The organism is Pseudomonas batumici (assembly GCF_036585405.1).
Lineage (GTDB): Bacteria > Pseudomonadota > Gammaproteobacteria > Pseudomonadales > Pseudomonadaceae > Aquipseudomonas > Aquipseudomonas batumici.
Window position 1 is genome coordinate 3,561,895 of sequence record NZ_CP144470.1, and the last position, 21,608, is coordinate 3,583,502.

Below are 21,608 nucleotides of genomic sequence, written 5' to 3' on the forward strand. Positions count from 1 at the left end.
GCACCAGGGACTTGAGGTTCATGAGCGCAGTACCACGCCGCTGTCGTCTTCCCACCAGACGTAGACCTGGTCACCCCAGGTCGGCCGCGCGCCACGGCGCTCGGCGTTGGCGACGAAGGACTGCACCAGCTTGCCGCTCGGCAACTCGACGTAGAACACCGAGTGGCCGCCCAGGTAGGCGATGTCATGGACCTTGCCGCTGGACCAATTATGCTCGCACTCGGGCTTCTGCGTGGTGACCAGCAGTTTCTCCGGACGAATCGCGTAGGTGATCGACTTGTCCTGCACCGAGGTGCTGACGCCATGGCCGACGTAGATATTGCGGTCCAGGTCCTTGCAACCGATCAGCGCATGGCCCTCGGCATCGTCCAGCACTTCACCTTCGAAGATGTTGACGTTGCCGATGAACTCGCAGACCAGGCGGCTGGTGGGGGTTTCGTAGATGTCGATCGGGCTGCCGATCTGGGCGATCCAGCCCAGGTGCATGATGGCGATGCGTTCGGCCATGGTCATGGCTTCTTCCTGGTCGTGGGTCACCATCACGCAGGTCACGCCGACCCGCTCGATGATCTCGACCAGCTCAAGCTGCATCTGCGAGCGCAGCTTCTTGTCCAGTGCGCCCATCGGTTCGTCGAGCAACAACAGCTTCGGCCGCTTGGCCAGGGAGCGGGCCAGGGCCACGCGCTGACGCTGGCCACCGGACAGCTGGTGTGGCTTGCGCTTGGCGTACTGGCTCATCTGCACCAGCTTGAGCATTTCAGCCACGCGGGCGTCGATCTCGGCCTTGGGAATCTTGTCCTGTTGCAGGCCGAAGGCGATGTTCTGCGCCACGGTCATGTGCGGGAACAGCGCGTAGGACTGGAACATCATGTTGATCGGCCGTTCGTAGGGCGGCAGGTCGGTGATGTCGACACCGTCGAGGTAAATCCGCCCTTCGGTCGGCCGCTCGAAGCCGGCCAGCATGCGCAGCAAGGTGGACTTACCCGAACCCGATCCGCCCAGCAGGGCAAAGATTTCGCCCTTCTTGATTTCCAGGGACACATCGTCCACGGCAACCGTCTCGTCGAACTTCTTCGTGACCCTGTCGATCTTGACCAGCACCTGTTTAGGTGTCTGGTCGCCCTCGAGGGCTTTCTTATAGGCGCCGGAGGCAACTGCCATTTGTAAAACTCCCAACAAGATTTAGCCGCCGGGCCTGGGTGACCCGGCTTTGGATGGTTCGACCCTCGGGCGTCACTTGCCCGACTTGACCTTGGTCCAGCTGCGGGTCATCAGACGTTGGATCTTCGGGGGTAGCTCAGCATTGACGTACAGCTTGTCCACGACGGCTTGCGGCGGGTAGACCGCTTCGTCGGTACGTACGGCCTGATCCATCAGAGCGCCAGCCTTTGGGTTCGGGTTGGCATAACCGACATAATCGCTGACCTGGGCAATCGCGTCAGGTTGCAGCAGATAATTGATAAAGGCGTGAGCCTCCTTGACGTTGCCGGCGTCCTTGGGAATCGCCAGCATGTCGAACCAGAGGTTGCCGCCTTCCTTGGGAATCGCGTAGGCGATGTGCACGCCTTTCCCGGCTTCTTCGGCACGCTTCCTGGCCTGGAAGACGTCGCCGGAGAACCCGGCCGCCACGCAGATTTCGCCGTTGGCCAGGTCCGAAATGTACTTGGACGAGTTGAAGTAGGTGACGTAAGGACGGACCTTCAGCAGCTTCTCCTCCGCCAGCTTGTAGTCCTGTTCATTGGTGCTGTTGGGGCTCAGGCCCATGTAGTTGAGCACCGCCGGCAGCATTTCATCGGCGGAATCGAGGAACGCCACGCCGCAGCTGGAGAGTTTCTTGAGGTTCTCCGGCTCGAACAGCACCGCCCAGGAGTCGATCTTGTCGACGCCCAGCGCCGCCTTGACCTTCTCGACGTTGTAGCCGATGCCGTTGGTCCCCCACAGATAGGGCACGGCGTACTGGTTGCCCGGGTCGTTCTTTTCCAGGCGTTTCATCAACGTCGGGTCAAGGTTCGAATAATTGGGCAGCAGCGACTTGTCGAGTTTCTGGAACGCACCCGCCTTGATCTGCTTGCCGAGGAAGTGGTTGGACGGCACGACCGCGTCGTAGCCGGTATGGCCGGCCAGCAACTTGCCTTCCAGGGTTTCGTTGGAATCGAAGACGTCATAGACCGGTTTGATCCCGGTCGCCTTCTGGAAATCGGCCAGGGTGGTCTGCCCGATATAATCCGACCAGTTATAAATATGCACGGTCGGGGCCGCTTGCACACTGACCGCCAAGGTCAGGCCCGCGCCCGCCAGCATGGCTTTGCGAAATAAACAAACAAACACGTGGAGGTCCTCTGATCCGCGGGAGCTGCCAAAGGCTGCGCAGCTCCCGTGGGTTGTCTCAAATCGACTTATTTACCCGATTTGATCTTGGTCCAGATGCGCGTCATGTCACGCTGGGTCGCCGCCGGCAGATCGGCGATGGCATACAGCTTGGCCTGCACCTCGGCTGGCGGATAGATGCCCGGGTCGCTGGTGATGCTCTTGTCGACCAGCGCGGTGGCCTTCTCGTTACCGTTAGGGAAACGCACGCTGTCGGTGATCGCAGCCATGACTTCCGGCTTGAGCAGGTAGTTCATGAACTTGTAGGCCGCTTCGGGGTTTTCCGCATCTTTAGGGATCGACACCATGTCGTAGAAGCTGCCAGCACCTTCTTTCGGGATGCTGTAGGCCACTTTGACCTTGTCACCGGCTTCGGCGGCACGGGCCTTGGCCTGCTGGACATCGCCCGAATAACCGACGGCGACGCAGATGTTGCCGTTGGCCAGGTCAGAGATGTACTTGGACGAATGGAAGTAGGAGATCGACGGACGCAGTTTGAGGAACAGATCTTCGGCTTTCTTCAGATCTTCCTTTTTCTGGGTGTCGGTCGGCAGGCCCTGGTAGTGCAGGGCGACCGGCAGCATTTCGGTCGGCGAATCGAGGAAGCTCACGCCGCAGCTCTTGAGCTTGGCGAGGTTCTCCGGCTTGAGCACCGCGTCCCAGGAATCGATCTTGTCCACGCCCAGCGCGGCCTTGACCTTCTCCGGGTTGTAGCCGATGCCGATCGAGCCCCACATGTAGGGGAAGGCGTGCTTGTTGCCCGGGTCGCTGACCGAAACGGCCTTGAGCAGCGACTTGTTCAGGTTGTCGTAGTTGGTCAGCTTGGACTTGTCCAGCTCCTGGTAGACACCGGCCTTGATCTGCTTGGCCAGGAAGTTGTTGGACGGCACAACGATATCGTAACCGGACTTGCCGGCCAGCAACTTGGCTTCCAGGGTTTCGTTGCTGTCGAATACGTCGTAGACCACCTTGATGCCGGTTTCTTTCTCAAAGTTGGCAACGGTGTCCGGTGCAATGTAGTCGGACCAGTTGTAAACGTGCAGCACCTTGTCGTCCGCGTGAGCAGCACCGGCCATTGCACCCGCCAACGACAGGGCGAGGAAAGTCTTGCCGGCTACGTTCTTACCTAATGCCTTCATGCGTCATGCTCCAATTGTTCTTTTTAACCCGCTGTTCGGCGGCCTATTCCAGGGCAACTCGAAACAGTGGGGGTAGTCTGGCAAGATCCAAGGCAGCCTTTCAAGAAAAGACCACCCTTTCTGATTGCTCTGAGCGAAAACACCTACACCGTGCTTCCGGTTCAGAGCCTAGCACTTAGCCCTGCAACGCACTCAGGGTCAGATCCAGGCACTTGCGTGCCTTGGCCACCAACTCGTCGATCTCGGTTTTGCTGATCACCAGTGGTGGCGCGATGATCATGGTGTCGCCAACGGCACGCATGATCAGTCCATTATCGAAACAGAACTGCCGGCAGATCATGCCGACGCCCCGACCTTCATACCGCGCACGGGTGGCCTTGTCCTTGACCAGTTCGATGGCCCCCAGCAGGCCCACACCGCGAACCTCACCCACCAGCGGGTGATCGTTCAGTTCCCGCAGACGTTTCTGCAAATAGGGTGCCGTTTCGCCCCGGACGCGCTCGATAATTTTTTCTTCGCGCAGGATGCGGAGGTTTTCCAGGGCCACGGCGGCGGCCACCGGATGCCCGGAATAGGTGAAGCCGTGGTTGAAGTCGCCGCCCTCGTTGAGCACCGCGACCACTTCGTCGCGCACGATCAGGCCACCCATGGGGATGTAGCCGGAGGTCAGGCCCTTGGCGATGGTCATCATGTGCGGCTTGAGGCCGTAGAAATCGCTGCCGAACCACTCGCCGGTGCGGCCGAAACCACAGATCACTTCGTCGGCGACAAAGAGAATGTCGTACTTGGCGAGGATTTCCTTGATCTGCGGCCAGTAGCTGTCCGGCGGCACGATCACCCCGCCCGCGCCCTGGATCGGCTCGGCGATAAAGGCACCGACGTTGTCCACGCCGAGTTCCAGGATCTTTTCTTCCAGTTGGTTGGCCGCCCAGACCCCGAACTCTTCCGGGCTCATGTCACCGCCCTCGGCAAACCAGTACGGCTGCGGGATGTGGACGATGCCGGGGATCGGCAAGTCGCCCTGCTCGTGCATATAGGTCATGCCGCCCAGGCTCGCCCCGGCCACGGTGGAGCCGTGATAACCGTTCTTGCGGCTGATGATGACCTTCTTGTTCGGCTGGCCCTTGATCGCCCAGTAGTGGCGGACCATGCGCAGCATGGTGTCGTTGCCTTCGGAACCGGAACCGGTGAAGAACACGTGGTTCATGCCTTCAGGGGCAACATCGGAAATCGCCTTGGCCAGCTCCAGCACCGGCGGGTGGGCGGTCTGGAAGAACAGGTTGTAATACGGCAGCTCGCGCATTTGCCGGCTGGCGGCGTCGGCCAGCTCGTCGCGGCCGTAGCCGATGGCCACGCACCAGAGGCCGGCCATGCCGTCGAGGATCTGATGGCCTTCGCTGTCCCAAAGATAGACGCCCTTGGCGTGGGTGATGATGCGCGGGCCTTTCTCTTTCAACTGCTTGAAGTCGCTGAACGGGGCCAGGTGGTGCTCGCTGCTGAGGGCCTGCCATTCACGGGTTTGCGGGTTGTTGCTGGTCATACGCTTCTCCTAGATTCCAGTAGGGACGCGGTCTTCATGCACCGCGCCCGGCCCATCAGACGGCGAAGAGCAGGAATTCCCGCTCCCACGAACTGATGACGCGCTTGAAGTTTTCATGCTCGGCCCGCTTGACCGCGACGTAGCCAGTGATGAATTTCCTGCCCAGGTATTTCTCGATGGTCTTGCTGTTTTCCATCCGCTCCAGGGCGTCCTCGATGGTCAGCGGCAGGCGCAGGTTACGGCGCTCATAGCCACGACCGACCACCGGGGCGCTCGGATCCAGGCCCTCGACCATACCGATGTAGCCGCACAACAGACTTGCAGCAATCGCCAGGTAAGGGTTGGCGTCAGCCCCCGGCAGGCGGTTTTCCACACGGCGGTTCTGCGGACCTGCATCCGGTACCCGCAGGCCAACGGTGCGATTCTCCTCGCCCCATTCCACGTTCACCGGTGCCGACGTGTCCGGCAGGAAGCGGCGGAACGAGTTGACGTTCGGCGCGAACAGCGGCAACAGCTCGGGAATCAGTTTCTGCAGGCCACCGATGTGATGCAGGAACAGCTGGCTCATGGTCCCGTCTTCATTGGAGAAGACGTTCTTGCCGGTCGCGATGTCGATGATGCTCTGGTGCAGGTGCATGGCACTGCCCGGCTCGCCGGTCATCGGCTTGGCCATGAAGGTGGCCGCCACGTCGTGCTTGAGCGCCGCTTCGCGCATGGTGCGCTTGAACACCAGGATCTGGTCGGCCAGGGACAGCGCGTCACCATGCCGGAAGTTGATCTCCATCTGCGCCGTGCCGTCCTCGTGGATCAGGGTGTCGAGGTCTAGCTCCTGCAGTTCGCACCAGTCGTAGACGTCTTCGAACAGCGGGTCGAATTCGTTGGCCGCTTCAATGGAGAAGGACTGGCGACCGGTTTCCGGGCGACCGGAACGGCCGATCGGCGGTTGCAGCGGGTAGTCGGGGTCGTCGCTGCGCTTGGTCAGGTAGAACTCCATTTCCGGCGCCACGATCGGCTGCCAGCCCTTGGCGGCATAGAGCGCCAGGACCTTCTTGAGCACGTTGCGCGGCGACAGCTCGATGGGGTTGCCCTGCTTGTCGTAGGTGTCGTGGATCACCTGGGCGGTGGGCTCGATGGCCCAGGGCACCAGGTACACGGCGTTGCTGTCCGGGCGGCAGACCATGTCGATGTCGGCCGGGTCCAGCAGTTCGTAATAGATGTCGTCTTCAACATAGTCGCCGGTCACGGTCTGCAGCAGCACACTCTCGGGCAGACGCATGCCTTTCTCGGCAATGAACTTGTTGGTCGGAGAAATCTTGCCCCGGGTGATGCCGGTGAGGTCGGCAATCATGCATTCGACTTCTGTGATCTTGTGGTCTTTCAACCAATCGGTGAGCCGGTCGAGGTGGTTACTCATAAGTGCCTCTGGGTTGGGTGTCCTGACGTCTATTATTACCAGTCAGGCGTTGCTTGACGCATCAGTGTCGCGTTGCAGGACCCGCTTTCGATGGGAGGGAGAACCGGTCAACGGGATGCCATCCAGACCGTCCAGAATATCGGACGGTTCAAGCCGCTCGGCCAGGGAGGCAAGGATCAACGGCAGCTCTTTGGCTGCGTCGGCAACGGCACGGACATAGGGGTCGCCACTGATGTGACAGGCATGCAAACCGATCGGTCTGGAGCATGCGGTGACGCCGATCAACGGCAGGCGAGACATGAAACACCCCGGTATTATTACTGTTATGGGTTTCAATCGAGCTTAGCCTTGTTCATTTTTTTACACAACACCCCCGTAAAAAATACAACACGGCCCGCTCAAGCCCGCGGTGCCGGAGACCGCCCAGCGGAAAAAACCGCCCCAAAAGGCCGCAAAAAAGCCCCTCGAGCGCTTTTTCAGGGCAGAAAAGGCCTCGCTTGACTTCGGCATGCCGTTCGGGTTGACTGAAACCAGAAAAGATCAATGATTGATATTTTTAACAACAAAGGTGTTGCATCATGTCGGTACCCCCGCGTGCCGTTCAGCTTAACGAAGCGAACGCGTTCCTTAAGGAACATCCTGAGGTTCTGTACGTTGACCTTCTGATTGCGGATATGAATGGTGTGGTGCGTGGCAAGCGCATCGAACGCACCAGCCTCCACAAGGTTTACGAGAAAGGCATCAACCTGCCGGCCTCACTGTTTGCCCTGGATATCAATGGCTCGACGGTGGAAAGCACCGGCCTGGGCCTGGACATCGGTGATGCCGACCGAATCTGTTATCCGATCCCCGACACCCTGTGCAATGAACCTTGGCAAAAGCGCCCGACCGCGCAACTGCTGATGACCATGCACGAACTCGAAGGCGAACCTTTCTTCGCCGACCCTCGCGAAGTCCTGCGCCAGGTCGTCAGCAAATTCGACGACCTCGGCCTGACCATCTGCGCCGCGTTCGAGCTTGAGTTCTACCTGATCGACCAGGAGAACGTGAACGGTCGCCCACAACCGCCCCGCTCGCCGATCTCCGGCAAACGCCCGCACTCGACCCAGGTCTACCTGATCGACGACCTCGACGAATACGTCGACTGCCTCCAGGACATCCTCGAAGGTGCGAAAGAACAAGGCATCCCGGCCGACGCCATCGTCAAGGAAAGTGCCCCGGCGCAGTTCGAAGTGAACCTGCACCACGTCGCCGACCCGATCAAGGCCTGCGACTACGCGGTGCTGCTCAAGCGCCTGATCAAGAACATCGCCTACGACCATGAGATGGACACCACCTTCATGGCCAAGCCTTACCCGGGCCAGGCGGGCAACGGGCTGCACGTCCATATCTCGATTCTCGACAAGGAAGGCAAGAACATCTTTGCCAGTGAGGATCCCGAGCAGAACGCCGCGCTGCGTCACGCGATCGGCGGTGTGCTCGAGACCCTACCGGCGCAGATGGCCTTCCTCTGCCCGAACGTCAACTCCTACCGTCGTTTCGGCGCACAGTTCTACGTGCCGAACTCGCCGAGCTGGGGGCTGGACAACCGCACCGTGGCCCTGCGTGTACCGACCGGATCCGCCGATGCGGTGCGCCTGGAACACCGGGTCGCCGGCGCCGATGCCAACCCGTACCTGTTGATGGCCTCGGTATTGGCCGGTGTGCACCACGGCCTGACCAACAGGATCGAGCCGCCGGCCCCGACCGAAGGCAACAGCTACGAGCAGAACGAGCAAAGCCTGCCGAACAACCTGCGCGATGCCCTGCGCGAGCTGGACGACAGCGAAGTCATGGCCAAGTACATCGATCCGAAATACATCGATATCTTCGTGGCCTGTAAAGAGAGCGAGCTGGAGGAGTTCGAACACTCCATCTCCGACCTCGAGTACAACTGGTACCTGCATACCGTGTAAGCGGTTGCGGTGATACAGAAGAACGCCGCCGGCCTTGGGCCCGCGGCGTTTTTTATGGTTCTGTGGGTTTGGTCCGGGCAAGCCCGCTCGCCACAAGACACCCTGCAACCATCCTCGCGTACAATGCCCGCTGCCCTTGCCGGAGAACCCCATGAACCGCCCCGCCATCGCTCGCAAACCCCGTGCACGCAGCCAGGCCCGGATCGACACGATCCTCGACGCCGCCCGCACCTTGCTTGCCGCCGAAGGCGTGGCCAGTCTGTCGATCTACAGCGTGGCGGAACGGGCCGGGATTCCACCCTCCTCGGTCTATCACTTCTTCGCCAGCGTCCCGGCCCTGCTCGAGGCCCTGACCAACGACGTGCACGCGGCCTTTCGCGCCACCCTGCAGGCGCCCATCGACCATCAGGCCCTCACCGGCTGGCGCGACCTGTCACGGTTGGTGGAGCAACGGATGCTGACCATCTACGAGGAGGATGCCGCGGCGCGTCAGCTGATCCTCGCGCAGCACGGCCTGACCGAGGTCACCCAGGCCGACCGCCAGCACGACATCGAGCTCGGCGACCTGATGCACAAGCTGTTCATCCGGCATTTCGAATTGCCGGCGTTGCCGACGGAGGTCGATGTGTTCGCCTTGGCGATGGAGCTGGGGGATCGGGTCTATGCGCGGTCGGTCCAGTTGCACGACCAGATCACGCCACGCATGGCGGAAGAAGGGATGCGGGTGTTCGATGCCTACCTGGGGCTGTACCTGCCGCCCTATCTGCCCAAGCGCGAACAGCCGCTCTGACGGGCTATCTACAGAAGGTCAGAACGGCGCGTCGCCGAGAATGGTCGCCCGGTGCATCACCCGCCGGCTCGGCCGGTAGTCGTCCACCGCGTAATGCTGGGTCACGCGGTTGTCCCAGAACGCCACGTCATTCTCCTGCCAGCGCCAGCGAATGGTGAACTCCGGCCGCGTCGCGTGGGCGAACAGCAACTTGAGAATCGCCTCGCTCTCGGCCTCCTCCAGCTCGTTGATGCGGGTGGTGAAACCCTCATTGACGAACAGCGCCTTGCGCCCGCTCACCGGGTGCGTGCGGACCACCGGGTGCGACAGCGGCGGATTGTTCCTGCGGGTCTCCTCCCAGCGCGCCAGCTCCTCGGGGGTATTGCCGAAACGCTCGACGGGAAACGACTTGATGAAGTTGTGGGTGGCCGTCAGCCCGTCCAGCAACTGGCGCAATGGCGCCGACAAGGCCTCGAATGCCGCGATGCCGCTGGCCCACAAGGTGTCGCCGCCAAACGCCGGCAACTGCTTGGCACTGAGCACCGCGCCCAGCGCCGGGGTCGGCAGGAAGGTCACATCGGTGTGCCAGACCGCGTTGTCGCGCACATCGGTCACCGCCGTGTCGAGGATCAGCACCTCGGGTTGTTCCGGCACGTTCGGGTAGATCGGATGAATGTGCAGGTCGCCGAAATGAGCCGCGAACCTGGTCTGCTGCGCCGGGTCCAGCGGCTGGTTACGGAAGAACAGCACCTGATACTTGAGCAATGCCTGCTGGATGGTATCGCGGTGTTCGACGCTCAACGGCCGGTTCAACGCAACGCCGTCGATCTGCGCGCCCAGGGCGGCGCTCAGGGGAGTAAGGGTCAGGCTCATGATCGGTCTCTTCCAATACGCGCCGGGCTATCGGCGTAGTCAGTACGTTGTGCTCTGTCAGTGGGCCTGGCCGTGCCACGGCACCAGCTTGTGTTGCAGGGCGCGCAAGCCCATCTCCATGGCAAAGGCGATCAGCGCGATCACCAGGATCCCCAGCACCACCACATCGGTCACCAGGAACTGCGCCGCCGACTGCACCATGAAACCCAGGCCGCTGGTGGCGGCGATCAGTTCGGCGGCCACCAGGGTCGACCAACCGACGCCCAGGCCGATGCGCACACCGGTGAGAATGTCCGGCAAGGCGCTGGGCAGGATCACATGGCGAATCAGTTGGGCACGGGTGGCGCCCAGGGATTGCGCGGCCCGCAGCTTGGCCGGGTCGACCGTGCGCACACCGGTGGCCGTGGCGATGGCGATCGGGGCGAAAATCGCCAGGTAGATCAGCAGCACTTTCGACAACTCGCCGATACCGCACCAGATCACGATCAAGGGCAGATAGGCCAACGGCGGAATCGGCCGATAGAACTCGATCAACGGATCGAGAATGCCCCGGGCGATCCGGTTGTGGCCGATGGCGATGCCCACGGGGATCGCGCTCAGGACTGCGGCGCCCAGGGCCAGGCCGATACGCCCCAGGCTCGCGCCCAGGTGCTGCCACAGGGTCGAGTCCATGTAGCCCGTGGTCGCCAGCAACCAGGCTTTTTCCAGCACCGCGCCAGGCGGCGGCAGGAACAACGGCTCGATAAGGCCTACGGAGGTAACCGCCCACCAGAGCAGGATCAGCCCCAGCAAGGTCAACCCGCTGATCCAACGCGTGCTCAGGCTACGGCGCACAGGCACTGCTTTCGGCTTGCTCTCCACCGTTACCGGCCATTCATAGCTGCTCATACGAACTCCTGCCGCCGGGCGGCGCTGCGTTGGGAGAACACACGGGCCAGCACATGCTCGCGGGTTTCGATGAAACGCGGGTCGGACTTGATCGCCCGGGCCGATTCGCCGGCGCTGTAGCGCTGGCCGAAATCCAGGCTCAGGCGCTCGACGATCTGCCCCGGGTTGGGCGCCAGCAGGATCAGGTCGGTGGCGAGAAAAACCGCTTCTTCTATATCGTGGGTAATCAGGAACACCGGCTTGGCGGTGCGTCGCCAGACTTGCAGCAACAGCTCCTGCATCTGTTCGCGGGTAAAGGCGTCGAGGGCGCCGAACGGCTCGTCCATCAGCAGCACCCGAGGGTCCGCCGCCAGGGCACGGGCCAGGCCGACACGCTGTTTCTGACCGCCGGAGAGCTGCCAGATCCGCCGTGTGTCGAAGCCGGCCAGGTCCACCAGGGCAAGCATTTCCCGGGCGCGGCGTTCACGCTGCTCCCGAGGCACGCCCGCCAGTTCCAGGCCGAAGCCGACGTTGGCCAGCACATCCTGCCAGGGCAGCAAGGCGTCATCCTGGAACACCACCCCACGCTCCGCACTCGGGCCCTTGACGGGCACGCCGTCGAGGGTGATACGGCCGGAGCTCGGTTCGACGAAGCCGGCGATCAGGTTCAACAGCGAGGTCTTGCCACTCCCCGAAGGTCCCAGGGCCACCAGCAATTGCTGGGGGCCGAGGCTGAGGGAGATGTCCGCCAGCACCGGCTCGGCCGCGCCGGGGTACTGTGCGCTGATGCGCTCCAGCTGTAACAAGGCCATGACGACGGCTCCTCGGGTGAGTCAGTTGGTGATGAACCGGGCGCTCACATAGGGGGCGTAGTCCGGCAGCACGGCTTCGACCTTGCCCTGCTCTTTCAGGAAGACCGCGGTGTCGGTGATGGCCTGGGCGGTCGGCTTGCCAAGCACGCTGACCTGGTCAGCCGCCAGCGGGTAGACATTGCCTTGCAGCAGCAGGGGAATGTCAGACGCCTTGGCGCCGGAGAGCTTCACCAGCTTGTCAACATTGCCCTTGTCCGCCAGCCAGGCTTGCGGGTCCTTGCGGTATTGCGCGTAGGCATCCAGGGTGACCTTGGCGAAGGCCTTGACGATCTCCGGGTGCTTCTCGGCGAAGTCCTTGCGCACGATCCAGGCATCGAAGGTCGGCGCCCCGAACTTGGCCAGTTCGCCGGAAGTGATCAACACCTTGCCGTTTTCCTTGGCCACGCCCAGGGCCGGATCCCAGACGTAAGTGGCGTCGATGTCGCCGCGTTTCCAGGCGGCAATGATGGCCGGCGGCGCAAGGTTGAGAATCTGTACTTTCGACGGGTCGATATTCCAGTGTTTCAAAGCGGCCAGCAGGCTGTAGTGCCCGGTGGAGACGAAGGGCACGGCAACCTTCTTGCCGACCAGGTCCTGGGGCGAGTTGATCCCGGAGCCGTCGCGAGCCACCAGGGCTTCGGCGGCGCCGATCTGGGTGGCGATCAGGAAGGTCTGCACCGGCACCTTGCGGGTGATGGCCGCGGTCAGCGGACTGGAACCGAGGTAGCCGATCTGCACATCGCCCGAAGCGATGGCGGCGATAACGTCGGCGCCGTTATCGAATTTGCGCCAGTCGATCTTCGCTTGCGTGGCTTTTTCATAGGCGCCGTCAGCCTGGGCGACTTTCGCCGGATCGACGGTGGTCTGGTAGGCCACGGTCACGTCGGCAGCCTGGGCAAACACGCTGGCCCCAGCCAGGGACAAGGCCGCCAGGAGGCGGAGTGGAGCATGCAGTTTCATGGGACAAGTTCCTCGACAGGCGACCGGGAATCGGCATGTCGAGAGACTAAATGATCTAAGAATTTTAAAATAAATAACTTATATGCATTAGCTTATGAGTCAAAGCATGACATCTGCCAGCGCCTGCGCGGGCTGTGTGGCAGCAAGCCGGAAGAAAACGGATGAGCCCATCAACCCACAGGACTCAAACCGACGAATGAAGGTGCAAGCCGCGTTTTTTCTTCTAAGGTTCTTGGCACGCCATGGATCCATGGTCCGGCTGATTCAGACAAATGCTGTAATAAATTGACGGAGGTGGCTGCGTTTCGCCATGATTGCGTCGCTTTTTTGAAATATCTTGTCCATGAGAATTAATCTCAAATACAGATCGATCTCAAAAGCAGCTAAAAATACTATTCAGAAATACGCTTGAAGGCCGATACATCCCTCAGGCTTGAGTTATTGCTCGAGCGATTATTCCTGAATCGTCTTAAAAAGGACGAAATAGTTCTTTTTGGGTTTATGAAAAGTTTCATTACCCTGCACGGACCAAATTGACGGCGATTAGACCAAAGTCTAGGCATGATTTGTTACGATTGACTTACCAGTCACGACCTGGCGCTAATCGCGCATCTGAGGCTACAAGGGGGCGCTAGATCCCAAGCCAGGACACACAAAAATTAGAAATGAGAGGAGCTGTACCATGAAGAAGTCTACCTTGGCCCTGGCTGTGGCCGTGGGGGTTTTGGCGCAACACGCTTACGCAGAAACGCAAGCTGAAGCCAAAGGTTTTATCGAAGGCGCGACGTCGACCCTGGGTCTGCGTAACTACTACATCAATACCGATAACCGTAGCGGGAAACCCGCTCAAAGCCTGGCATCGGAATGGGGTCAAGGCTTCGATCTGCGCTTCAACTCCGGTTACACCCAAGGCACCGTGGGTTTCGGCCTTGATGTGATCGCCCTGGAAGGTATCCGACTGGACACCGGTCGTGGTTCCAACGGTGCGACCAAAACCTCTGCTGGCACCACAATGTTCCCAGCCGAAGCCACTGGCGGTAAAAACGCCAAGGCTGTCAATGACTTCGGTAGCCTGGGTCTGACCGGCAAGGTCCGCGTTTCGCAGACCGAACTGAAGATCGGTACCCTGCTGCCGAACAACCCGGTGGTCAAGTACAACGACGGTCGCCTGCTGCCACAAACCTTCACCGGTGGCGAGCTGAAATCGAACGAGATCAAGGACCTGACCCTGACTCTCGGCCAGCTCGAGAGAGCCAAAGGCCGTAACTCGAGCAACGACGACGACCTGTCGATCGCCGGTGCCAACGCCAGCTCCAACTTCTCCCAAGGCACCACGGGCCGGTTCAGCAACAAGTTCCAATACGCTGGTGCCGACTACGCTATCACCAAGGATCTGGTTGCCTCGTACTACTACGGCGAACTGAAGGACTTCTACTCGCAGAACTTCCTGGGTCTGGTGCACAACTGGTCCATCGGTCCTGGCGTACTGAAAAGCGACCTGCGCTACTACCGTAGCCGCGATGACGGTGCTAACGGTAGCGACAAAAACTTCTTCACCACGGGCTATTACGGCGGTGGCGTCACCAAGGGCAAGGTCGACAACGACCTGTACAGCTACTTGGGCCTGTACTCGGTTGCCGGCCATACCTTCGGCGCGGGTTATCAGTACACCAAAGGCGACAGCGACTTCCCTTGGCTGAACCAGGGTGACGGCTCGTCCAACAGCACTATCACCGACATGCAGATCCAGAAGTTCGCCCGTGCCGGCGAGCGTACCTGGCAAGCTCGCTACGCCTATGACTTCGCCAAGGTTGGCGTACCTGGCCTGACCGCAGGCATCATCTACCTGCACGGCGACAATATCCAGAACACCGCTGGTAACCAGAGCGAGTGGGAACGCGATATCAGCCTGGCCTACGTGATTCCTGAAGGCCCCCTCAAGAATCTCGGCTTTACCTGGAAAAACGCCATGTGGCGTACCAGCACCCTCGTTTCTTCTAGCGGCGACCAGGACGAAAACCGCCTGATCGTCAGCTACTCGATCCCGCTGCTGTAAGCGTGACCGTGTAAAAAGAGATCCACACTCAGCCCGGCGCAATGCCGGGCTGAGTGCTTCAGGTACTGCTTGATACTACCTTTTCAGCTTCGACCCGAACGCCAACTTCCTACATCACGGCGTCAAGTACCCCACTGAGTTACATCCCCTTAGCCCTCTCACAAGCTGTGGACAAGGTTGCTCTTGCGCGCGTCCGGCGTCCAATGAAGAACTTTTTAATATTCAGTTACGATCTAAACAAATCAATATTTATTCTTTTTAAATGCATCTCGCAGCAGGCACAGTAGGCTCATCACGCACTCACCAGGAGCAGCACCATGAGCCTAAGACTCGGCGACATCGCCCCCGACTTCGAACAGGATTCCAGCGCCGGCAAGATTCGCTTTCACGAGTGGCTCGGTGACAGTTGGGGCGTACTGTTCTCCCACCCGGCGGACTTCACCCCGGTGTGCACCACGGAGCTGGGCTTTACCGCCAGGCTCAAGGACGAATTCGCCCAGCGCGGCGTCAAGGCCATCGCCCTGTCGGTGGACCCGGTGGACTCGCACCACAAGTGGATCGAGGACATCAACGAAACCCAGCACACCCAGGTCAACTTCCCGATCCTGGCCGATGCCGACCGCAAGGTCTCCGACCTCTACGACCTGATCCACCCGAATGCCAACGACACCCTCACCGTGCGCTCGCTGTTCGTGATCGATCCGAACAAGAAGATCCGCTTGACCATCACCTACCCAGCCAGCACCGGGCGCAATTTCCACGAGATCCTGCGGGTGATCGACTCCTTGCAGCTCACCGACCACTACAAGGTGGCGACCCCAGCCAACTGGCAGGACGGTGACGAGGTGGTCATCGTGCCGTCGCTCAAGGACGAAGACGAGATCAAGCAGCGCTTCCCGAAAGGTTACCGCGCGGTGAAGCCGTACCTACGCCTGACACCACAGCCCAATCGCTGAACACGACTTTTTACCGACTCACAACGCAGGGGTTTCAGGCCGTTTCGACGGCCTGTTTTTTTGCCTGGAAGAACGCCACCTGCATATTCATTTAAAGAATAAACAAATGAATAAATAAGATTTATAGATATATAAATCAGCTGATATGGTTGGCCCATCTGGTGAGATCGCAGCCCGCGAATCGCCGACAACCGTTTAAGGAATTAGCGGCATGCTGGTCGTCACACTTGGAGGAAGCCCCAGCCAGCGATCACGCTCAGGGGTGTTGCTGGAACAGGCCAGGCGCTGGCTGATCGAACAAGGCGTGGAGGTGGTGAGCTACCAGGTCCGCGACTTCCCGGCCGAAGACCTGCTGCACGCGCGCTTCGGCAGCCCACAGATCGTCGACCTGCTGCAACAGATCGAAAACGCCGACGGCCTGGTCATCGCCACGCCGGTGTACAAGGCCTCGTTCTCCGGCGCCCTGAAAACCGTGCTCGACCTGCTGCCCGAACGCGCCCTGAGCCACAAGGTGGTCCTGCCCATGGCCACCGGCGGCAGCATCGCCCACATGCTCGCGGTGGATTACGCCCTCAAGCCGGTGCTGGCGGCGCTCAAGGCCCAGGAGATGCTCCACGGCATTTTCGCCGAGGACAGCCAGATCGCCTACGGCGAAGGCAGCGCCCAGGCGCAGCTGGCACCGGTCCTGGCACAACGCCTGAACGAGGCCCTGGAACAGTTCCACAGCGCCTTGGCGCGGCGTTCCAAACCGCTGGACCCGACACTGCTCAAAGATCGCCTGCTCAGTGCTCGCTGGAGCATCTGAGCCGCTTCACCCGACATCGATGTAACTGGCCTTACTCGCCCGCCAACGGGCAAGCAGGTGCAGCCAAAACCCTCACAGCAAAAGGAGAGCGCCATGCGCACTGTCATTTTGCGTCGTGGTCTGGTCGCTCTGTTTGCTGCGGCTGTCACCTTCGGCGCCATCACCCAGGCTCAAGCTGAAACACTGCGGATCGGCTATCAGAAATACGGCACCCTGGTGCTGCTCAAGGCCAAGGGCACCCTGGAAAAACGCCTCGCCGACCAAGGCGTGCAAGTGCAATGGACCGAGTTCCCCGGCGGCCCGCAACTGCTCGAAGGACTCAACGTCGGTTCCATCGACTTCGGCGTGACCGGCGAAACGCCGCCGGTCTTCGCCCAGGCCGCCGGTGCCGACCTGCTCTACGTCGCCTCGGAACCGCCGGCGCCCACCAGCGAAGCGATCCTGGTACCCAAGGACTCGCCGATCCAATCGGTGCAGGCGCTCAAGGGCAAGAAGGTCGTCCTCAACAAAGGCTCCAACGTCCATTACCTGCTGGTCCGCGCCCTGGAAGACGCCGGCCTGAAATACAGCGATATCCAGACCGTCTACCTGCCCCCGGCCGATGCCCGCGCCGCCTTCGAACGGGGCAGCGTCGATGCCTGGGTCATCTGGGACCCGTACCAGGCCGCCGCCGAACAACAACTGCAAGCCCGTACCCTGCGTGACGGTACGGGCCTGGTGGACAACAACCAGTTCTACCTCGCTACCCGGCCTTACGCCGAAAAACATCCCGACGTGATCAAGACCCTGGTGGAAGAAGTCCGCGCCGTGGGCGACTGGTCCAAGGCCAATCCCCAGGAAGTCACCACCCAGGTGGCACCGCTGCTCGGTCTGCCCGCCGACATCACCCTGACCGCGGTGAAACGCCAGGGCTATGGCGCGCAGTTCCTCACGCCCGCAGTGGTCGCGGCCCAGCAGAAGATCGCCGACAGCTTCTACCAGCTCAAGCTGATTCCCAAGCCGCTGAGCATCAAGGACGTGATCTGGACCCCGCCGGCCACCGTTGCCAAAGCACCTTGAACCGTATTCCTTAGGAGACCACTCCATGAGCCTCAATATCTTCTGGTTCCTGCCTACCCACGGTGACGGCCATTACCTTGGCACCGCCGAAGGCGCCCGCGCCGTCGACCACGGCTACCTGCAACAAGTCGCCCAGGCCGCCGACCGCCTCGGTTTCGGTGGCGTGCTGATCCCCACCGGACGTTCCTGCGAGGACTCCTGGCTGGTGGCCGCCTCGTTGATCCCGGTGACCCAGCGCCTGAAATTCCTCGTCGCCCTGCGCCCCGGGATCATCTCCCCGACCGTGGCGGCGCGGCAGGCCGCGACCCTCGACCGGCTGTCCGGCGGCCGCGCGCTGTTCAACCTGGTGACCGGCGGCGACCCGGACGAACTGGCTGGCGACGGCCTGTTCCTCAGCCACGAAGAGCGCTACCAGGCCTCGGTGGAATTCACCCGCATCTGGCGTCGCGTGCTGGAAGGCGAAACCGTCGACTACGACGGCCGACACATCAGCGTCAAAGGCGCCAAGCTGCTCTATCCGCCGATCCAGCAACCGCGTCCGCCGTTGTACTTCGGCGGCTCTTCGGAAGCCGCCCAGGACCTCGCCGCCGAACAGGTGGAGATGGTCCTGACCTGGGGCGAACCGCCCGCCGCCGTCGCCGAGAAGATCGAACAGGTCCGGGCCAAGGCCGCCAAGCTCGGGCGCACCGTGCGCTTCGGCATTCGCCTGCATGTGATTGTCCGTGAAACCAACGCCGAGGCCTGGAAGGCCGCCGACAAACTGATCTCCCATCTGGACGACGAGACCATCGCCCGCGCGCAGAAATCCCTGGCGCGCTTCGACTCCGTCGGCCAGCAGCGCATGGCCGCCCTGCATGGCGGCAGCCGCGACAACCTGGAAGTCAGCCCCAACCTCTGGGCCGGCGTCGGCCTGGTCCGTGGGGGTGCCGGCACAGCGCTGGTGGGCGACGGCCCGACCGTGGCCGCACGGGCCAAGGAGTACGCGGACCTGGGCATCGACACCTTTATCTTCTCCGGTTATCCACACCTGGAAGAGTCGTACCGGGTCGCCGAACTGCTGTTCCCGCACCTGGATATCGAGCGTCCGGAGCTGCCGAAAAGCGCCGGTTACGTCAGCCCCTTTGGTGAGATGGTCGCCAACGACATCCTGCCCAAAGCCGTGTCCCAGAGCTGAGGCCGGCCATGACGAGCTTGACGAGAATCAGCCACAGGCTCGCGCCCTGGGCCCTGCCGCTGCTGTTGCTGGCGGTGTGGCAACTGTCGGTATCGGCCGGTTGGCTGTCGACCCGGATCCTGCCCGCGCCGAGTGCCGTGGTGGAGGCAGGGGTCGCCCTGGTGCAGAGCGGCGATATCTGGAAACACCTGGCCATCAGCGGCTGGCGCGCCGCGATCGGCTTCGCCATTGGCGGCGCTATCGGCCTGGCCCTGGGCTTTATCACCGGCCTGTCGAACTGGGGTGAACGCCTGCTCGACAGCTCGGTGCAGATGATCCGCAACGTGCCGCACCTGGCGCTGATTCCGCTGGTGATCCTGTGGTTCGGGATCGACGAGTCGGCGAAGATTTTCCTGGTGGCCCTGGGCACCCTGTTCCCGATCTACCTCAACACCTACCACGGCATCCGCAACGTCGACCCGGCGCTGGTGGAGATGGCTCGCAGCTACGGCCTGTCCAGCTTCAGCCTGTTTCGCCAGGTGATCCTGCCGGGTGCCCTGCCCTCGATCCTGGTGGGCGTGCGCTTTGCCCTGGGCTTCATGTGGCTGACGCTGATCGTCGCGGAAACCATTTCGGCCAGCTCGGGCATCGGCTACCTGGCGATGAATGCCCGGGAATTCCTGCAAACCGACGTGGTGGTATTGGCCATCGTCCTCTACGCCGTCCTCGGCAAACTGGCGGACCTCGCGGCCCGTGGCCTGGAGCGGGTCTGGTTGCGCTGGCACCCGGCCTATCAAGTGAGCAAGGGCGGTGCGCAATGACGGCTCAACAACCTCCACGCCTGCTGCGGGGTATTCCCCTGGCGGTGCGCAAGCTGCACAAGACCTTTGGTGAACGCCAGGTGCTGCATGAGATCGACCTGCATATCCCGGCCGGACAATTCGTCGCCGTGGTCGGACGCAGCGGTTGCGGCAAAAGCACCCTGCTGCGCCTGCTGGCTGGTCTCGACCAACCCACCGGCGGTGAACTGCTGGCGGGTTCCGCGGCGCTGAGCGAGGCCCGCGAAGACACCCGGCTGATGTTCCAGGAAGCACGTTTGCTGCCGTGGAAAAAGGTCATCGACAACGTCGGCCTCGGTCTCAAGGGCGACTGGCGCCCGCAGGCCCTGCAAGCGCTGGAAGCGGTCGGCCTGGCGGACCGCGCCCATGAATGGCCGGCGGCCCTGTCCGGCGGCCAGAAGCAGCGCGTGGCCCTGGCCCGCGCCCTGATTCACCAACCGCGCCTGTTGCTGCTGGACGAACCGCTGGGGCCCTGGATGCCCTGACCCGGATCGAAATGCAGCAACTGATCGAACGGCTCTGGCAACAGCATGGTTTCACCGTGTTGCTGGTGACCCACGACGTCAGCGAAGCCGTGGCCATCGCCGATCGGGTGATCCTGATCGAAGACGGCCAGGTCGGCCTTGACCTGCACGTCGAACTGCCGCGCCCGCGGGCGCGTGGCTCCCATCGCCTGGCGGCGCTGGAGAGCGAAGTGTTGAACCGGGTGCTGTCGCTGCCTGGCGTGCCGCCCGAGCCGGAACCCGTATCACCCTTGCCCACGCAGTTGCGTTGGGCGCTGTAACCCATGCCTTGCCTACTCAATCAACGACAGGAATAAACGCCATGACCATCAAAGCCATCAACGTTCGCAACCAGTTCAAGGGCACCATCAAGGAAATCGTCACCGGCGACGTGCTCTCGGAAATCGACGTGCAGACCGCTTCGGGGATCGTCACCTCGGTGATCACCACCCGCTCGGTGAAAGAGCTGGAACTGCAGGTCGGCAGTGAAGTGATCGCCTTTGTGAAATCCACCGAGGTGTCTATCGCCAAGCTGTAAGCGATGGAAACACATGACCCCGGAGGGCTTGGCCCTTCGGGATTTTCTTTTTTGAGAGAGGGGCAGACCGAATTTCGGCCCCCGTCCGCGAAGCCGGTGGCAGACACAGCCCCCTGAAACGAAAAAACCGGCGCTGGGCCGGTTTTTTACCCCAACGGCCAACGAACTGAATCGCTGCGTACGGGGTTGAGTGGTCCGCCAAGGGTGCCACAGATGAGATTGATGTCAACTCACCGCAACCGCTCGCCACAAAAAAGGGTTCACACATCCATATCCATGGCGTACTCAGGCCTTGCGCCACACACTCGCCAACCACGGCTGCTGCTCACGCGGCAGTCCGGTGGGGCGATAGTAGTGCTCCAACTCGACGAAGCCCGCCGCCGTCAGCAGCTCCCGCCAGGCCTCCAGGTCGTGGTACGAGCCATAACGCTCACCGTTCCAGCCTTCCTGGTTTTCCCCACGCGGGTTGGAACTGAACAGCACGCCGCCCGGCTTGAGCGTGGCCCGCAACTGCCCCAGCACCCGTGGCAACTCCTGGCGCGGAATATGGAACAACACGGCATTGGCGAAGATCCCATCGAAGCGCTCGGACGGCAGGTCGAGCTCGAGGAAGTTCTGCTGCAAAACCTCGCAGCCACTGTCCTCGCGAGCCATCTGCGCAAAGCGCTCGGAGCCATCGAGGCCGACCGCGATATGGCCCATGCGGGTGAAGGTCTGCAAATCCCGTCCAGGCCCACAACCGAAATCCAGCACGGTAAACGGCGCCGCACCCTGGATATGCCGCAACAGCGCGTCGATGTTCTGGCTCACATCGTGGTCGCGAGTGCCTTCGCGGAAACCCTCGGCACTGCGGTTGTAGTGAGCGAGGGTGGTGGAAGCAATCTGTTCGAGGTCGTTGGGGCCGAGGGTTTTCATCGAGGTCTGCACGGGCTGGGGCGGATGTCCTGAATATACCACCCAACCC

The 21,608-nt window shown here is 61.6% G+C and carries 19 protein-coding genes and 2 pseudogenes; 10 read left to right on the plus strand and 11 right to left on the minus strand.

Annotated elements, in window-relative coordinates; translation table 11 throughout:
• Window positions 1-18: 18 nt before the first annotated feature.
• The 6 genes and pseudogenes from NUH87_RS16055 to NUH87_RS16080 all read right to left on the minus strand — a co-directional run.
• Window positions 19-1,161 carry an ABC transporter ATP-binding protein gene (locus NUH87_RS16055; RefSeq protein WP_338521581.1) on the minus strand — a complete coding sequence of 381 codons (1,143 nt, stop codon included), beginning with the start codon at window positions 1,159-1,161 and terminating at the stop codon, window positions 19-21.
• Between the two features lie 72 nt (window positions 1,162-1,233).
• A complete protein-coding gene (locus NUH87_RS16060) occupies window positions 1,234-2,301 on the minus strand; it encodes a polyamine ABC transporter substrate-binding protein (RefSeq protein ID WP_422393947.1) in 1,068 nt (355 codons plus the stop codon).
• A 95-nt stretch (window positions 2,302-2,396) separates the two neighbouring features.
• Entirely contained in the window at window positions 2,397-3,506 is a 1,110-nt protein-coding gene (locus tag NUH87_RS16065; RefSeq protein WP_040071433.1) for a polyamine ABC transporter substrate-binding protein, read from the minus strand.
• A 175-nt stretch (window positions 3,507-3,681) separates the two neighbouring features.
• Window positions 3,682-5,046: an aspartate aminotransferase family protein gene (locus NUH87_RS16070; RefSeq protein ID WP_338521586.1), complete on the minus strand. Its 1,365-nt coding sequence runs from the start codon at window positions 5,044-5,046 to the stop codon at window positions 3,682-3,684.
• Between the two features lie 55 nt (window positions 5,047-5,101).
• On the minus strand, window positions 5,102-6,460 hold the full coding sequence (locus tag NUH87_RS16075) for a glutamine synthetase family protein (RefSeq protein ID WP_338521588.1): 1,359 nt from the start codon (window positions 6,458-6,460) through the stop codon (window positions 5,102-5,104).
• A gap of 90 nt (window positions 6,461-6,550) precedes the next feature.
• Window positions 6,551-6,760: pseudogene (locus NUH87_RS16080) on the minus strand (gamma-glutamyl-gamma-aminobutyrate hydrolase family protein); the annotation flags it as partial.
• Between the two features lie 278 nt (window positions 6,761-7,038).
• Here NUH87_RS16080 and NUH87_RS16085 point away from each other — a divergent pair.
• Window positions 7,039-8,415, plus strand: coding sequence for a glutamine synthetase family protein (locus tag NUH87_RS16085; RefSeq protein WP_338521590.1), 1,377 nt, complete (start codon window positions 7,039-7,041; stop codon window positions 8,413-8,415).
• A 151-nt stretch (window positions 8,416-8,566) separates the two neighbouring features.
• Window positions 8,567-9,205 carry a TetR/AcrR family transcriptional regulator gene (locus NUH87_RS16090; RefSeq protein WP_338521592.1) on the plus strand — a complete coding sequence of 213 codons (639 nt, stop codon included), beginning with the start codon at window positions 8,567-8,569 and terminating at the stop codon, window positions 9,203-9,205.
• An 18-nt stretch (window positions 9,206-9,223) separates the two neighbouring features.
• Here the strand turns inward: NUH87_RS16090 and tauD are convergent, their stop codons facing one another.
• From tauD to tauA, 4 genes are read right to left on the minus strand one after another with little or no spacing between them, the layout of a single operon-like run.
• A complete protein-coding gene (gene tauD / locus NUH87_RS16095) occupies window positions 9,224-10,057 on the minus strand; it encodes a taurine dioxygenase (protein WP_338521594.1) in 834 nt (277 codons plus the stop codon).
• A gap of 57 nt (window positions 10,058-10,114) precedes the next feature.
• Entirely contained in the window at window positions 10,115-10,945 is an 831-nt protein-coding gene (gene tauC / locus NUH87_RS16100; protein ID WP_338521596.1) for a taurine ABC transporter permease TauC, read from the minus strand.
• Complete coding sequence (gene tauB, locus NUH87_RS16105; protein WP_338521598.1) at window positions 10,942-11,736, minus strand: taurine ABC transporter ATP-binding subunit; 795 nt, start codon at window positions 11,734-11,736, stop codon at window positions 10,942-10,944. The genes tauC and tauB overlap by 4 nt, the downstream gene beginning before the upstream one ends.
• A gap of 21 nt (window positions 11,737-11,757) precedes the next feature.
• Window positions 11,758-12,735, minus strand: a complete 978-nt coding sequence (gene tauA, locus NUH87_RS16110; protein WP_338521600.1) for a taurine ABC transporter substrate-binding protein — start codon at window positions 12,733-12,735, stop codon at window positions 11,758-11,760.
• Window positions 12,736-13,417: 682 nt separating this feature from the next.
• On the opposite strand from tauA, the gene NUH87_RS16115 reads away from it, so the two are divergent.
• The 8 genes and pseudogenes from NUH87_RS16115 (at window position 13,418) to NUH87_RS16150 (ending at window position 20,644) form a co-directional block, all read left to right on the plus strand.
• Window positions 13,418-14,791 (plus strand): OprD family porin, encoded by a 1,374-nt coding sequence (locus tag NUH87_RS16115; RefSeq protein ID WP_338521602.1) that lies wholly within the window; start codon window positions 13,418-13,420, stop codon window positions 14,789-14,791.
• Window positions 14,792-15,108: 317 nt separating this feature from the next.
• On the plus strand, window positions 15,109-15,747 hold the full coding sequence (locus tag NUH87_RS16120) for a peroxiredoxin (protein ID WP_338521604.1): 639 nt from the start codon (window positions 15,109-15,111) through the stop codon (window positions 15,745-15,747).
• Window positions 15,748-15,958: 211 nt separating this feature from the next.
• A complete protein-coding gene (ssuE, locus tag NUH87_RS16125) occupies window positions 15,959-16,552 on the plus strand; it encodes an NADPH-dependent FMN reductase (protein ID WP_338521606.1) in 594 nt (197 codons plus the stop codon).
• 93 nt (window positions 16,553-16,645) lie between these two features.
• The gene (locus NUH87_RS16130) at window positions 16,646-17,611 is read left to right on the plus strand and encodes a sulfonate ABC transporter substrate-binding protein (protein ID WP_338521608.1); all 966 of its coding nucleotides are present in this window, start codon (window positions 16,646-16,648) and stop codon (window positions 17,609-17,611) included.
• A 25-nt stretch (window positions 17,612-17,636) separates the two neighbouring features.
• Complete coding sequence (gene ssuD / locus NUH87_RS16135) at window positions 17,637-18,785, plus strand: FMNH2-dependent alkanesulfonate monooxygenase (protein WP_338521610.1); 1,149 nt, start codon at window positions 17,637-17,639, stop codon at window positions 18,783-18,785.
• An 8-nt stretch (window positions 18,786-18,793) separates the two neighbouring features.
• On the plus strand, window positions 18,794-19,585 hold the full coding sequence (gene ssuC / locus NUH87_RS16140; RefSeq protein ID WP_338521612.1) for an aliphatic sulfonate ABC transporter permease SsuC: 792 nt from the start codon (window positions 18,794-18,796) through the stop codon (window positions 19,583-19,585).
• Window positions 19,582-20,387: pseudogene (ssuB, locus tag NUH87_RS16145) on the plus strand (aliphatic sulfonates ABC transporter ATP-binding protein). Before ssuC ends, ssuB begins: the two are co-directional and overlap by 4 nt.
• A gap of 41 nt (window positions 20,388-20,428) precedes the next feature.
• Entirely contained in the window at window positions 20,429-20,644 is a 216-nt protein-coding gene (locus tag NUH87_RS16150; protein ID WP_040071449.1) for a TOBE domain-containing protein, read from the plus strand.
• Between the two features lie 285 nt (window positions 20,645-20,929).
• On the opposite strand, the gene NUH87_RS16155 is transcribed toward NUH87_RS16150, so the two are convergent.
• Window positions 20,930-21,559 (minus strand): class I SAM-dependent methyltransferase, encoded by a 630-nt coding sequence (locus NUH87_RS16155; protein ID WP_338521615.1) that lies wholly within the window; start codon window positions 21,557-21,559, stop codon window positions 20,930-20,932.
• Window positions 21,560-21,608: the final 49 nt, after the last annotated feature.